We start from the raw sequence: 13,551 nt of genomic DNA on the forward strand, positions 1-13,551 counted from the left end.
CGGCAATCCGTGATGGAGAATGTCCTAAATTGGTGCAATAAGCACAAAATAGGGGTACTCCCGGAAGCATGGCGCACCGCCAAACCCAATAATAAAGACTTGATCGACATGGCAAAACCTACCTTGGTTGGTTTGCCTGCCTTAATGATCCTGTATTTGATTTGGGAAATACCGGGTTTTGCTGCCGGAATGGCGATTATCGTCGGTTTTGCCATTTTAGATGCCACCCGCCCATTACGTGGCGGGCATTGGCTAGGCCGACCAGAAGCTTCCAAAAAAGCCGAGGTGCAACGCCGCTTTTTAATCGAAAAAGGCATGGATCCCGAAAAGTGGTGGGGTAAAAAGCTTCAGGATGCGTTAAATGCGCACAATATCAAAGCCAACGTGGTGGTGTTGGACACCTCCGGCGCGACGCTGGATATGTACGAACTGGAAGTACAACAAGGCTATGATGTCGCCGGAATTACCGCATTAGGTGAAAACTTTTCCCGCGCATTGAAATTACCTAAGGGTACGCACATCAGTGTCGATGCCAATATCGGTAACGGACGCGCCGCCTTATACATCCCCAAGGAAAAATACCGCCCGGTACGCACCTTAAGCATGTTGGAAGCTGCGCAAACGTCAGGCTATGCCTTACCCGGTTTAGTGGGTGAAGATTTAATCGGTAATCCGATGATTGTCGACATTACCCATGCGCCGCACTTACTGGTTGGCGGTGAAGTCGGCATGGAACGTGCGGGGCAAATGCTCAATATCATCCTGAGCACCAGTTACAGCCTGCCCCCGGAACGCTTGCGCATTACCCTGATTGACCCCAAGTTACTGGAATTAGCCGTCTGCAACAGTTTGCCGCAAGTGACTGAGCCGGTGATCACCGACATGCACAAGGCTCACAAGTGCCTGTTACAGATTCGTAAAATGATGCTGGTGCGTTGCCAGCAATTTTTGGAAGCTGGGGTCAATAATATTGCGGCGTATAATCGTCGCTTTCCTGAGGCTCCCATGCCTTACCAGTTAGTCGCCTTCAGCGAATTAACCATTGGCTTAAAATGCAGTGCGCCAGTATCGGCTGATGATGACCGTGAAGTGGGTGACAGCATTAAAAGTCTGTTATTGGAATTGATTGGCGCGGCTCCCACGCAAGAAGCGGGTATTCACTTTTTGTTTGGGATTCAATGTTATGACCCCAAAACTTGCGGTGAAACCTTGCGTCAGGGCATTCCCTCCAGTATTGGAATGCGGGTGCGGGCGCATGAATTCAGCGAATTACTGATTGGACAAAAAGGTTGTGAAAGCTTGTGCGAACAAGGTGAATGTTACGTCTTCATGTCGGGGGATGCCTCCCCAAAACGCGCGTTATCAGCCGCTCTCATCGGCGAAGATATGGAACACGCAGTAGATTTGATTCGGGAAAAATGGTCGACTGAATGAACGTTTTGCATTACCAAGTTGGCTCCCCACAAGCAGCGGGGTTTGTGTATCGGCATTGGCTGGCATTTAGCATCGGTATTTTGTTGTGCTTAATGGCAACCGGCAAAGCCTTGCATCACGGTCATAACGCACCGCCCGGCACGCTGAAAAAGCTGATTTTAGACGGCGAAGCCGGTAGCCGGGGCTACAACAGTTATAACCGTGGCTCAATGCGCTGTGCTAAAAGCAACAGTGCACCGCTCAATCTTACCAATATGAGCATCGGGCAAATTCAATATTATCAATCGTTGCCATCGTGTTCTTCACAAAAGCTGTTGGCAGTCGGGCATTATCAAATCGTGCCAGAAACGTTAGATATTGCGGTAAGAACCCTGAAACTCCCGCCATCAACTAGATTCACCCCTGCCGTACAAGATCGTATTTTTGCATTTTATCTGGCGAAAGAAAAACAGCCTGCGATTGACCGCTGGGTACGTCAAGGTCAAGGTTTGTATTCCGCCAGTTACGCGATTGCGAAAGAATGGGCGATTTTCAAAGCACCCAACGGACGCGGGGTTTACGATGGCAACGGCAATAATAAAGCGCGAATCAGCTCAGTCAAAGTCACTCTGGCATTAAGAAAAGCACGGGAAGATTATTTGCATCTGATTCATAAAGGCTTGGATGAAGACACCGCTTACGCCACGGCATTGGGAGTCAAGAAAGGGTAAAGGCAACCGTACCTTTACCCTTGGCTGCGCATTTAGTGCTGCGTGTGATTCATGGCAATGATTTTCTGCCATTTTGCAGGGCCGGTGGTATGCACGGATTCGCCGTTGCTATCCACCGCGACCGTTACCGGCATATCCTTAACTTCAAACTCGTAAATCGCTTCCATACCCAATTCCGGGAAGGCCAACACTTTCGCGCCGGTAATCGCTTTGGACACCAAATAAGCCGCGCCGCCGACCGCCATTAAATACACCGCACCGAATTCTTTAATCGCTTCAATCGCAACCGGGCCGCGTTCGGATTTACCAATCATGCCTAACAAACCGGTTTGCTGAAGAATTTGATGGGTAAATTTATCCATGCGCGTGGAGGTGGTAGGCCCTGCTGGCCCGACTACTTCGTCACGTACCGGATCAACCGGCCCCACGTAATAAATAAAACGCCCGCGCAAATCAACGGGTAAAGTTTCACCCTTATTAAGCATATCGACCATGCGTTTGTGTGCTGCATCGCGCCCGGTCAGCATTTTACCCGACAGCAACACCGTTTCACCGGGTTTCAATTGGCGTACCTGTTCGGGAGTAATGGTATCGAGGTTAACGCGCGTTGCCTGCGCCCCACCTTCCAAGGAAATTTGTGGCCAATGCGATAAGTCTGGCGGGGTTTGCAAGGCCGCACCGGAGCCATCCAACACAAAGTGCGTATGGCGCGTGGCTGCACAGTTAGGAATCATGCAAACCGGCAAAGACGCGGCATGGGTGGGGTAATCTTTGATTTTAACATCCAGCACCGTGGTCAAACCGCCCAGCCCTTGCGCTCCTAAGCCAAGATTATTGACCTTTTCAAATAATTCCAGACGCAGCTCTTCTACGCGATTTTGCGCCCCACGTGCCTGCAATTCCTGAATGTCGATATGTTCCATCAGGGCTTCTTTCGCCATTAGCGCGGCTTTTTCAGCCGTACCACCAATACCAATCCCCAGCATTCCCGGTGGACACCAACCCGCACCCATTTGCGGCACAGTTTTCAACACCCAATCCACAATGCTGTCGGAAGGGTTAAGCATTGCCATTTTAGATTTATTTTCTGAGCCACCGCCCTTGGCAGCCACATCAAATTCGACTTTATCACCGGGGACAATTTCGTAATGAATCACCGCTGGGGTATTGTCCTTGGTATTTCTACGCGCACCTGCCGGGTCTGCTAAAATCGACGCACGCAATACGTTATCCGGTTGCAAATAAGCGCGACGCACCCCTTCATTGATCATATCAGTGAGGCTCATATCGCCTTCCCACTGCACATTCATCCCGACTTTTACAAACACGGTAACAATGCCGGTGTCTTGGCAAATCGGGCGATGACCTTCTGCGCACATCCGTGAATTCACTAAAATCTGCCCAATCGCATCTTTTGCGGCGGGGGACGCTTCACGCTGCCACGCCTGATGCATCGCTTCAATAAAATCCACGGGATGATAATAAGAAATGAATTGCAACGCATCAGCGACACTGGCAATCACGTCGTCTTGTTTGATGAGACTCATACGGTTCTACTCCTTTGGTGGGTTAGCTACTGCGTGCAGGCAAGTCTTATTGTTGTGGTGCACAAGCGTATGCGAAACGGGAGGCCGACAGCAAGTGTTGTGTGTAAGGATGTTGCGGGTTCGCGAAAATAGTGTCGACACATCCCTCCTCCACCACCTTTCCGGCTTGCATTACTGCGATACGCTCACACAAACCACCGGCTAACGGCAAATCGTGGGTAATCAATACAATCGCCATCTCACGTTGTCGCCGGATGGCTTGCAACAAGGCGATAATTTCCGACTGCACCGTAACATCCAACGCTGTGGTTGGCTCATCTGCAATCAGTAAATCCGGCTCGCACAGCAATGCCATCGCAATCATTACTCGCTGGCGCATTCCGCCGGATAATTCATGTGGGTAGCTGTCAAAACGCCGCGAAGCATCGTTAATCCGCACCTGTTCAAGCATGGCTATCGCTTTAGCACGGGCGGCAGGCGTTTTCAGGTGTTGGTGGGTAGTGAGAACTTCGGTGAGTTGTTGCCCGATAGTTAACAGCGGATTCAACGAGGTCATCGGGTCTTGAAAAATCATCGCAATACGGCTGCCACGGTAGCGGTTTAACAGCGCGGCTGGCTGCCCCAATAATTGCGTACCGGCAAATTGCACACTGCCAGTAGCACGGGCATTGCGTGGTAATAAACCCATGACTGCGTGCAACAACTGGCTTTTACCCGCACCGGATTCGCCGACAACCGCAAGGGTTTCACCGGGCTGCGCTTGCAAACTCACCCCACGCACTGCTTCCACACAACCCCTGTCGGGTGAGTGGAAGCTAACGTGCAGGTCTTGAAGTGTTAATAAAGCCACTGCGGCATTAAGAGGCCATCAAGGCAGCCATTTTTGCAGCATTCGGGCGTTCGATCACACCTTTTTCCGTCACCAGTGCATCAACTAATGCAGCAGGTGTCACATCAAATGCCGGATTCCACGCCTGTGCTTGCATTGCGGCAATGCGTTGATTGCCAACATTCAGCACTTCATCTTGTGAACGCTCTTCAATCGGAATGTCGTTGCCGGTAAGGGTATTCATGTCAATGGTGCTGGTGGGTGCAACCACCATAAAGCGTACCCCGTGGTAACGCGCATTCACCGCAAGGCTGTAAGTGCCGATTTTGTTTGCCACATCACCGTTGGCAGCAATGCGGTCGGAACCAACAATGACCCAAGACACTTTGCCCTGACGCATTAAGCTCGCAGCAGCACCCTCGCACAATAAATGCGCGGGGATTTTATCTTTCACCAGTTCCCACGCGGTCAGGCGCGAACCTTGCCACCAAGGGCGGGTTTCATCGGCGTAAACGTGTTCAATCTTGCCGTTGCTGTACGCGCTACGAATCACACCCAAAGCCGTGCCGTAACCGCCAGTAGCGAGTGAGCCGGTATTGCAGTGGGTTAAAACCCCGTGTGATGGCTGAATTAACGCGCTGCCTAATTCGCCCATACGGTAATTATCATCAATGTCATCTTGATGAATACGTTGCGCCAGTTCCAGCAGTACCGGTTCCGGGTCGCCTTGAATGCCTTCCAAGGCAGCGCACATCCGACGCAATGCCCACATTAAATTGACAGCGGTAGGACGCGCATTCATCAGCACGTCTTTTTCAGCTTCTAAGCGATTACGCCAATCTTGCGGATACTGTTTATAACTTTTACGTGCCGCCATAACGACCCCGTAAGCAGCCGCAATACCAATGGCTGGCGCACCGCGCACCACCATATTACGAATCGCATCGGCGGTTTCTTCCGCGCTATACAACTGCACGTATTGCTCGTTATGCGGGAGCTTGCGCTGGTCAAGTAAGACCAGATGGTTGTCTTTCCATTCTACGGCACGGATCGAATCGTGTTGACTCATGAGGATTTTCGGCATAAATAGGTTATTTAAAGTGGCAATGTTACAACACCCCAATGGAAATTGAATTACTGGTTATCCCCGAATGGGTTATTACTGTCAATTCTCGCAATCAGGTACTACACCACCACGCTGTGGCGGTTGATGATAGCAGAATTGTTGACATACTTCCCGTGTCTGAGGCAGAAAAACGCTACCGTCCGCGACAAACTGTCGTTTTAGCGCAACAAGCTTTGCTCCCCGGTTTGGTGAATGCACATACCCACGCAGCAATGGCTTTGCTTAAAGGATTGGCAGACGATTTACCGCTGATGGAGTGGTTGCAAAACCACATTTGGCCTGCGGAAAGTCGCTGGGCGGATGCGCAATTTGTTTACGATGGCTCACGCTTAGCCATTGCGGAAATGATTCGCTCCGGCACGACCTGCTTTAACGACATGTATTTTTTCCCCGAACAAACTGCAAAAGCCGTGCAGGAAGCAGGGATTCGTGCCTGCATTGGTCTGATCGTGATCGACTTTCCGACCGCGTGGGGCACAGGCCCTGAAGATTACCTGCAAAAAGGCTTGGCGTTGCATGATCAAGTGGCTGACGACCCGCTGTTGACTACCGCGTTTGCGCCGCACGCCCCTTACACAGTCTCAGATGACCCGCTCAAACAAGTCAGTCACTTAGCCTGTGAAATGGATATGCCTATCCACATGCATGTTCACGAAACTGCGTTTGAAGTGCAACAAGCACTGGCGCAACACGATGCCGTACCGCTGGCACGACTGGATAATCTCGGCTTACTCGATAAGCATTTTCTTGCGGTACACATGACGCAACTTACCGATGAGGAAATAGCGTTACTGGCGGAAAAAGGCACGCACGTCATTCACTGCCCGGAATCCAACCTCAAGCTCGCCAGCGGTTTTTGCCCAGTCGCTAAACTGTTAGCCGCCGGAGTCAATGTCGCCCTCGGCACGGACGGCAACGCCAGCAACAACGACCTCGATATGCTCGGCGAAATGCGCACCGCTGCCCTGATCGCCAAAGCCGTAGCGCACGATGCCAGTGTGGTGTCAGCAGCACAAGCCTTACGCATGGCAACCATCAATGGCGCAACCGCGCTAGGATTAGCCGACACCATTGGTTCGTTGGAAATCGGCAAAGCAGCGGATATGATCGCGGTCGATTTAAGCGCACTGGAAACCCAGCCGCTGTACGACCCGGTTTCCCAAATCGTTTATTGCGCCAACCGCAATCAGGTAACGCACACTTGGGTAGCAGGCAAAGCCCTCATGACCCAGCGTGAACTGACCACCCTTAATATCACTGAACTACTCGCCACCGCGCAGGCATGGCAACAAAAAATCGGAGCAACCTCATGACCACTGCCGTTCCCAACGTTGACCCCAATGAAATCCGCAAGTTTGAAGAGCTGGCCTACCGCTGGTGGGACACTGAAAGCGAATTCAAACCCTTGCATGACATTAATCCATTGCGCCTGAACTACATCGACGATCGCGTTCATTTACAAGGAAAAAAAGTCATTGATGTAGGCTGCGGCGGCGGCATTTTGGCAGAAAGCATGGCGCGGCGCGGCGCAATCGTAACCGGCATTGATATGGGCGAAACCCCGTTAAGTGTGGCACAAATGCACGCACTGGAATCACAAGTCAGCGTCGATTACCGCCAGATCAGTGCTGAAAGCATCGCACTGGAAGCCGCCGGACAATTCGATGCCGTGACCTGCATGGAAATGCTGGAACACGTACCCGACCCCGCGTCCGTTATTGCCGCTTGCGCTACCTTGGTGAAACCCGGTGGCGATGTGTTTTTCTCCACCATTAACCGCAATCCCAAAGCCTTCGCCTTTGCGATTATCGGTGCAGAATACCTGATGAATATGCTTCCCAAAGGCACGCACGAATACGCAAAATTCATCAAACCCTCAGAACTCGAAAAATGGGCACGTTCCGTCGGACTAGAACTGCGTAATATCAGCGGCATGTCCTACAATCCCCTGTTTCAGAGTTACCGTTTAGGTAATGACGTTGATGTTAACTATTTAATGCATTTCAAGAAGGAAACCATTTGATGAGAGTCAAACATGCAGTCCCCCTGCTGCTGTTGCCCCTGATGATCAGCGGATGCGCTGTTCAATACGACCCCGTGAACGTAACCCCTGCGGGTGATGTTCGCGCTGCTCGCATGACCCCGGATTTACAAAACCAAATCCAAACCCTAGAAGCCGCTTTAATCGCCTTAGACCCGCGCAGCATCAATCCCCAAGAAGCCCGCGCGGTTGCTCACGATGCCTTCGTTTACCCCATGTATTTGGCGAATGACTGGGGGTTAACCTGGCCACCGCTGCTCCACAATACCCTGCGCAACGCCAACCAACGCAAGGCCGGTCTGTGTGTCGACTGGACACGCGCAATGCGGGCGCGGATGCGGGCTAAAAACTTGCAAACCTTTGATTTATATTGGGCGGTAGCTTACAAAGGCAATGCGTGGCGCGAACACAGCACACTGGTAGTCACGCCTAAAGGCCGCCCCATGAGCGAAGGGATTATTCTTGACCCTTGGCGCAACTCCGGCAAACTGTTCTGGAGCAAGCTCAAAGAAGATGAGCAATACCCTTGGAAATATTTTGAAGGCCCCGGTTAAGCATTACTGCTTATGGAACGTCAGCACCAGCACATCGCGCCAAGCCGGGTGTGTTGGGTCTGATGGGCTAATTTCGGTTACGCCGTGATACACCGCGTGATCGTTAACCAACACCAAATCCCCTGCCTGTTCCAATGTGCCTTCACCTAACGGGCGCATCTCATTGTCGTAAATGTGACTCACCCCACCGCTGACGTTGTGCCGATCCATCATCATAATCAGGATGTATTCCGCGCCGTCTTTATGCACGCCTTCGGGTGTAGGCCGTCCCGCTTTATCCCCTTGCGCCACAATACGGAATTGATGTGCCTGAATCCGCCACAAATCCACCGGACTGCGCGAAAACTGTTGGGTTGACCAACGGATAATTTCCGTCAAAACCGGATTTTTCAGCGTAGTCGGCAACCACGCCCGAAAATGCCGGTTAAAACCACCGTGGACGTGATTGTAATGGCTACTTTGGTAATGTGGCTCATGAGGAAGTACTTCTAACTGGTTGTTCTTCCAATGAAACACCGAATAACGCCGGTAACGGTAATCACCACCGTCACGCAAATACGGGTCGCGCAACAAACCGTTCCAGCTTGCGCGGAATCGTTTGTACGCCTGCCCCATGCGCTGGGAAAGATGCGACTGCAACCGACTGGCTTCACCAACCGCCAACAGATAACCGGGTTTGTGCAATAAGGTATTCACTTAGCTCACTTCATTTCATGCATTCATCATCATAGTGTAATTTACTGATAAACCGCTGAATAGATCACTTAGGCGTATTAGCGATAAGCGTCGCCCGCAACGGTGCGGGATAACCTTCCACAGTACGGCTGTGATCTGTCGGGTCGAGAAAATCTACCAGCGATTCCCCCTTACTCCACGCGGTACAACGCTGCTCTTCCACGCTGGTCTGGGTAATATCCACCACCCGGATATTCAAAAAACCTAAACGTTTCAACCACAACTGCAACATTGCTACTGAGGGAATAAACCAAACGTTGCGCATTTTTGCATAGCGGTCGTGCGGCATCAGGGCGGTTTGTTCATCACCCGCTACCACCAGCGTTTCTAACACCAACTCCCCACCCGCACACAAAGCACGCCGTAATTCCTGCAAATGCCCCAACGGGTCACGACGGTGATATAACACCCCCATCGAAAATGCGGTATCAAAACCTTTTTGGCGCAAATCCGGTAAATCTTCGCTTTTTAACGGCAACATCCACACCGGATGCGTCGCACCAGCATAATGCTTAATCAGTTCAAATTGCTTAAGAAACAATACAGTGGGGTCGATACCTACCACGGCTTGCGCACCGGCTGCGTACATCCGCCACAAGTGGTAGCCACTGCCACAACCCACATCCAACACCACCCGATCTTGCAACGGCGTAAGGTGCGGCGCGACGCGCTCCCATTTCCAATCGGAACGCCATTCGGTATCCACAGTAATCCCGAACAACTCAAACGGGCCTTTACGCCAAGGAATCAATGCCTGTAACGCAGCCATTAACGCGGCGTGTGCGGCACTATCCGCATCGTGTGACACGCCAATACGCACCGCACTCCCACCAAAATCCATCACACTAGGTTGCAATGCGGGCAAACTATCAATCGCTGCCTGCCATTCGGGTTGCTTACCATGACTATTTTCCTGCGCAAACTGCTCAAGTTGCGCCGGTAATGTCGTCAACCACCCCGCCAGCCGCGATGATTGCAAAAAAGCATACAAATCCGCGTAATCCATCACGCTTTTACCGCCAACAATGCTGCAAAATTAAATCCTTGGAACCACTGCACCACTTGCGCAAAACCCGCTGCGTGCAAACGTTCAATATGCTGCTCCAAAGTATCGGGAATCAACACATGCTCCAACGCCGAGCGTTTTTGGCTGATCTCCAACTCGCTGTAACCGTTGGCACGTTTAAATTCCAAATGCAAATCAGTGAGTAACTCCTGTTCCTCAGTATCGGCAAAAGCTAATTTTTCCGACAATACCAACACCCCACCGGGGCGCAAACCCGCGTACACCTTCTGCAACATAGTCAAACGTTCCGCCGGTTTGAGGAATTGCAGGGTAAAATTCAGCACTACCACCGAGGCTTGTTCCAAGGCAACGGCTTGAATATCGTCACACACCACTTCAAACTGTGCAGTGCGCAAATGCCGCTGGAGGATTTGCCCGCAACGGCTGGTCATCGCTGCGGAGTTATCGACGCATACAAAATGCACGTCAGTATCACGTACCTGTGAAGCCATCGACAACGTAGCCGCACCCAACGAACACCCTAAATCGTAAATGCGCGACTGCGGCTGCGCATAGCGACGCGCAATAACCCCCAGCAAACCAATCACGGTTTCATAGCCCGGAACTGAGCGTCGAATCATATCGGGGAACACGTCCGCGACTGATTCATTAAACGCAAAATCCACCAACTGCGCTTGCGGCAAAGCGTAAACGGTATCACGCTGCATTACGCGCTCACCGCCTCGCCAGCCCATTGCAAATCAGCAGGCTGACGCGGCAACACGAGTTTCTCACCGGAACGTTGCCCCGCATCCGCCCCCAGAAAATACAAGAACGGAGCCACCAACGCTTCAGGACGCGCTACGCTATTAGGGTTTTCACCGGGGAAATTCAAAGTGCGCATACTGGTGCGTACCGGGCCGGTATCCACACTATTCACCCGGATAAAATGCCCGGAATCAGAATGTTCTGCCGCCAAAATATCGCAAAATGCCCGCATCCCCGCTTTTGCCACCCCAAACGCACCGTAAAACGCTTTATTGGATTCGTGATCCGCAAACACAATCGCCGGATCAGGTGACGCACTCAGCAACGGTAAACACGCATGGGTTAACAGAAAGTTAGCGTGCAAATTGACCATAATCATTTTTGCCCACAATTCCGCATCGTAATGCGCAATCGGCGTAAACGAACCCAACCACGCCGCATTCAGCACTAAACCATCCAAACGCCCCATTTGCTCACGCAAATTTTCCGCTAAATCAGCGTAATCTTTGGCATTCGCGCCCTGCATATCCAGCGGGTAAATGGCGGGTTCCGGGTAGCCTGCGTTCACGATTGCGTCGTAAGTGTCTTCTGCGCGGCGCATTTCCTTATCCAGCATCACCACGGTAGCACCGTATTGCGCACACGCCATTGCAATCGCTTTGCCTAAACCAGCGGCTGCACCTGTCACCAAAATCACACGCCCTTGCAGGGCTTCCAGGGTGGGTACATACGCAAGTAAATCTTCCTGCATTGAGGTTCTCCGATAGGGGAAATCTTGAAAAAGAGGCAAAGTGTAACGCTTATCGCAGTAACGGGGTAGGATGCAAATCAAGAAACAGCCCCTTGCATTGAGCAGCAAGGGGCTGGGCGGGATTAACCCATTGCCAACATCAGCTTATTCAAACGGTTAACGAAGCCCGCCGGGTCTTCCAATTGCCCGCCTTCTGCCAGAATCGCCTGATCCAGCAAAATGCTTGACCATTCGCCAAAACGTTCATCATCGGTTTCGGCTTCCATGCGCTTGAGCAACGGATGCGTCGGGTTGATTTCCAGCGCAGGCTTGGTGTCAGGCATTTCGTGACCGGCTTGTTTCATCAATTGCTGCATGTACAACGCCATGTCATGGTCGTTCAGCACGATGCAAGATGGTGAAGTGGTCAAACGGTGCGATACACGCACGTCGCCGACTTTTTCGCCCAATGCCGTTTTGATGTGTTCGACCATGTTTTTGGCTTCAGCTTCGACTTTTTCCTGCTCTTTCTTGTCTTCCTCGGTTTCGAGTTTGGACAGGTCAAGCTGGCCTTTGGCGACAGATTGCAGCGATTTGCCTTCAAACTCCATCAAATGCTGTACCAGCCATTCGTCTACGCGGTCGGACAACAGCAATACTTCGATGCCTTTCTTGCGGAACACTTCCAGATGCGGGCTGTTTTTTGCAGCAGTGTGGCTGTCGGCAGTGATGTAGTAGATTTTGTCCTGACCTTCCTTCATGCGAGCCATGTAGTCCGGCAAGGAGACGGTTTGTTCCGCACTGTCATCCAATGTGGAAGAGAAGCGCAGCAATTTGGCGATTTGTTCGCGGTTGCTGAAGTCTTCGCCGGGACCTTCTTTGAGGACTTTGCCGAATTCTTTCCAGAATTTTTGGTATTTTTCTGGCTCGTTGGCGATCATGTTTTCCAGCAAGCCAATGACTTTTTTCACCGAAGCATTTTTCATGTTCTCGATGATTTTATTGCCTTGCAGGATTTCACGCGACACGTTCAACGGCAGGTCATTGGAATCCAGCACACCGCGCACGAAACGCAAATAGCGTGGCATCAGCTTGAATTCTTTGTCTTCCATGATGAAGACGCGTTGCACGTACAGCTTCAATCCGTGGGTGTTGTCACGGTCAAACATGTCGAACGGGGCTTTGGATGGCAGGTACAGCAGGGACGTGTATTCGTATTTGCCTTCAACGCGGTTGTGTGACCATGCCAGCGCATCTTCCCAGTCGTGTGAAACGTGCTTGTAGAATTCTTGGTATTCCTCGTCTTTTACCTCGGATTTGGCGCGTGTCCACAGTGCGTTGGCTTTGTTGACGGTTTCCCATTCATCCTTGATTTCACCCGCTTCGGTTTTGCGCATATTCACCGGCAGCGGGATATGGTCGGAATATTGGCGGATGATATTGCGTAAACGCCAGCCGTCAGCCAACAGCTTTTCGTCTTCTTTGAGGTGCAGGACAATTTCTGTACCGCGAGTGGCTTTTTCGACCTGTTCCAGTGAGTAGCCGGATTGCGCATCGGATTCCCAGCGCACACCTTCAGAAGCGGCATCCCCAGCGCGGCGCGTGGTCAGTGTTACTTTGTCGGCAACGATGAAGGAGGCGTAGAAACCTACCCCGAACTGCCCGATCATGTGCGAGTCTTTTTTCTCATCGCCGGTCAGTTTGCTCAGGAATTCTTTGGTGCCGGATTTGGCAATCGTGCCGATATTGGTCACAACTTCATCGCGGCTCATGCCGATACCGTTGTCGCGCACGGTGATCGTGCCCGCTGCCGCGTCGAATTCGACTTCTACGCGCAATTCGCTGTCAGTTTCGTAGAGGCTGTCGTTGCCAATCGCTTCAAAACGCAGCTTGTCGCACGCATCTGAACCGTTAGATACCAACTCGCGCAGGAAAATTTCCTTGTTGGAATACAGCGAGTGAATCATCAGGTGTAACAGTTGATTCACTTCGGTTTGAAATTGCAGGTTTTCTTTTTGTGCTGTCATGGGGGTTTCGTCCTCATTCTGGTTCATTTGATGAGCGGAAGATG

General features: G+C 51.5%; 13 protein-coding genes. 5 read left to right on the forward strand and 8 right to left on the reverse strand.

Annotation, left to right across the window (positions count from 1 at the left end; all coding sequences use genetic code 11):
* Positions 1-12 precede the first annotated feature (12 nt).
* Positions 13-1,434 carry an FtsK/SpoIIIE domain-containing protein gene (locus J9260_RS08445; RefSeq protein WP_210220563.1) on the forward strand — a complete coding sequence of 474 codons (1,422 nt, stop codon included), beginning with the start codon at positions 13-15 and terminating at the stop codon, positions 1,432-1,434.
* The gene (locus J9260_RS08450; RefSeq protein WP_210220564.1) at positions 1,431-2,144 is read left to right on the forward strand and encodes a lysozyme family protein; all 714 of its coding nucleotides are present in this window, start codon (positions 1,431-1,433) and stop codon (positions 2,142-2,144) included. The genes J9260_RS08445 and J9260_RS08450 overlap by 4 nt, the downstream gene beginning before the upstream one ends.
* Positions 2,145-2,176: 32 nt before the next feature.
* Here J9260_RS08450 and J9260_RS08455 read toward each other — a convergent pair whose 3' ends face one another.
* The 3 genes from J9260_RS08455 to mtnA all read right to left on the reverse strand — a co-directional run bounded on the left by J9260_RS08455 (position 2,177) and on the right by mtnA (position 5,589).
* Positions 2,177-3,691: a fumarate hydratase gene (locus tag J9260_RS08455; RefSeq protein WP_210220565.1), complete on the reverse strand. Its 1,515-nt coding sequence runs from the start codon at positions 3,689-3,691 to the stop codon at positions 2,177-2,179.
* Between the two features lie 46 nt (positions 3,692-3,737).
* Positions 3,738-4,481: an ABC transporter ATP-binding protein gene (locus tag J9260_RS08460; protein WP_246499715.1), complete on the reverse strand. Its 744-nt coding sequence runs from the start codon at positions 4,479-4,481 to the stop codon at positions 3,738-3,740.
* A 67-nt stretch (positions 4,482-4,548) separates the two neighbouring features.
* Positions 4,549-5,589, reverse strand: a complete 1,041-nt coding sequence (gene mtnA / locus J9260_RS08465; RefSeq protein ID WP_228292239.1) for an S-methyl-5-thioribose-1-phosphate isomerase — start codon at positions 5,587-5,589, stop codon at positions 4,549-4,551.
* A gap of 53 nt (positions 5,590-5,642) precedes the next feature.
* Here mtnA and J9260_RS08470 point away from each other — a divergent pair, with 53 nt between their 5' ends.
* The 3 genes from J9260_RS08470 to J9260_RS08480 are packed head-to-tail and all read left to right on the forward strand — an operon-like array spanning position 5,643 to position 8,241.
* Complete coding sequence (locus J9260_RS08470) at positions 5,643-6,959, forward strand: TRZ/ATZ family hydrolase (protein ID WP_210220568.1); 1,317 nt, start codon at positions 5,643-5,645, stop codon at positions 6,957-6,959.
* Positions 6,956-7,669 (forward strand): bifunctional 2-polyprenyl-6-hydroxyphenol methylase/3-demethylubiquinol 3-O-methyltransferase UbiG, encoded by a 714-nt coding sequence (gene ubiG, locus J9260_RS08475; RefSeq protein ID WP_210220569.1) that lies wholly within the window; start codon positions 6,956-6,958, stop codon positions 7,667-7,669. Before J9260_RS08470 ends, ubiG begins: the two co-directional genes overlap by 4 nt.
* On the forward strand, positions 7,669-8,241 hold the full coding sequence (locus tag J9260_RS08480; protein WP_246499717.1) for a hypothetical protein: 573 nt from the start codon (positions 7,669-7,671) through the stop codon (positions 8,239-8,241). The genes ubiG and J9260_RS08480 overlap by 1 nt, the downstream gene beginning before the upstream one ends.
* 3 nt (positions 8,242-8,244) lie before the next feature.
* Here J9260_RS08480 and J9260_RS08485 read toward each other — a convergent pair whose 3' ends face one another.
* The 5 genes from J9260_RS08485 to htpG form a co-directional block, all read right to left on the reverse strand.
* A complete protein-coding gene (locus J9260_RS08485) occupies positions 8,245-8,937 on the reverse strand; it encodes a 2OG-Fe dioxygenase family protein (RefSeq protein ID WP_246499719.1) in 693 nt (230 codons plus the stop codon).
* A 64-nt stretch (positions 8,938-9,001) separates the two neighbouring features.
* Positions 9,002-9,982 carry a tRNA 5-methoxyuridine(34)/uridine 5-oxyacetic acid(34) synthase CmoB gene (gene cmoB / locus J9260_RS08490; RefSeq protein ID WP_246499757.1) on the reverse strand — a complete coding sequence of 327 codons (981 nt, stop codon included), beginning with the start codon at positions 9,980-9,982 and terminating at the stop codon, positions 9,002-9,004.
* Positions 9,982-10,710 (reverse strand): carboxy-S-adenosyl-L-methionine synthase CmoA, encoded by a 729-nt coding sequence (gene cmoA / locus J9260_RS08495; protein WP_210220572.1) that lies wholly within the window; start codon positions 10,708-10,710, stop codon positions 9,982-9,984. Before cmoA ends, cmoB begins: the two co-directional genes overlap by 1 nt.
* The gene (locus J9260_RS08500; RefSeq protein WP_210220573.1) at positions 10,710-11,501 is read right to left on the reverse strand and encodes an SDR family NAD(P)-dependent oxidoreductase; all 792 of its coding nucleotides are present in this window, start codon (positions 11,499-11,501) and stop codon (positions 10,710-10,712) included. Before J9260_RS08500 ends, cmoA begins: the two co-directional genes overlap by 1 nt.
* Before the next feature lie 122 nt (positions 11,502-11,623).
* Positions 11,624-13,507: a molecular chaperone HtpG gene (gene htpG / locus J9260_RS08505; RefSeq protein WP_210220574.1), complete on the reverse strand. Its 1,884-nt coding sequence runs from the start codon at positions 13,505-13,507 to the stop codon at positions 11,624-11,626.
* Positions 13,508-13,551 lie beyond the last annotated feature (44 nt).

The organism is Thiothrix unzii, assembly GCF_017901175.1.
GTDB lineage: Bacteria > Pseudomonadota > Gammaproteobacteria > Thiotrichales > Thiotrichaceae > Thiothrix > Thiothrix unzii.

Excerpts from the sequence above, each read along its gene's own strand:
- J9260_RS08455 (WP_210220565.1), bottom strand. The coding sequence starts at position 3,691 with ATGAGTCTCATCAAACAAGACGACGTGATTGCCAGTGTCGCTGATGCG.
- J9260_RS08470 (WP_210220568.1), top strand. The coding sequence starts at position 5,643 with ATGGAAATTGAATTACTGGTTATCCCCGAATGGGTTATTACTGTCAAT.
- cmoB (WP_246499757.1), bottom strand. The coding sequence starts at position 9,982 with ATGGATTACGCGGATTTGTATGCTTTTTTGCAATCATCGCGGCTGGCG.
- J9260_RS08450 (WP_210220564.1), top strand. The coding sequence starts at position 1,431 with ATGAACGTTTTGCATTACCAAGTTGGCTCCCCACAAGCAGCGGGGTTT.
- J9260_RS08480 (WP_246499717.1), top strand. The coding sequence starts at position 7,669 with ATGAGAGTCAAACATGCAGTCCCCCTGCTGCTGTTGCCCCTGATGATC.
- J9260_RS08500 (WP_210220573.1), bottom strand. The coding sequence starts at position 11,501 with ATGCAGGAAGATTTACTTGCGTATGTACCCACCCTGGAAGCCCTGCAA.
- mtnA (WP_228292239.1), bottom strand. The coding sequence starts at position 5,589 with ATGAGTCAACACGATTCGATCCGTGCCGTAGAATGGAAAGACAACCAT.
- J9260_RS08445 (WP_210220563.1), top strand. The coding sequence starts at position 13 with ATGGAGAATGTCCTAAATTGGTGCAATAAGCACAAAATAGGGGTACTC.
- cmoA (WP_210220572.1), bottom strand. The coding sequence starts at position 10,710 with ATGCAGCGTGATACCGTTTACGCTTTGCCGCAAGCGCAGTTGGTGGAT.
- htpG (WP_210220574.1), bottom strand. The coding sequence starts at position 13,507 with ATGACAGCACAAAAAGAAAACCTGCAATTTCAAACCGAAGTGAATCAA.
- ubiG (WP_210220569.1), top strand. The coding sequence starts at position 6,956 with ATGACCACTGCCGTTCCCAACGTTGACCCCAATGAAATCCGCAAGTTT.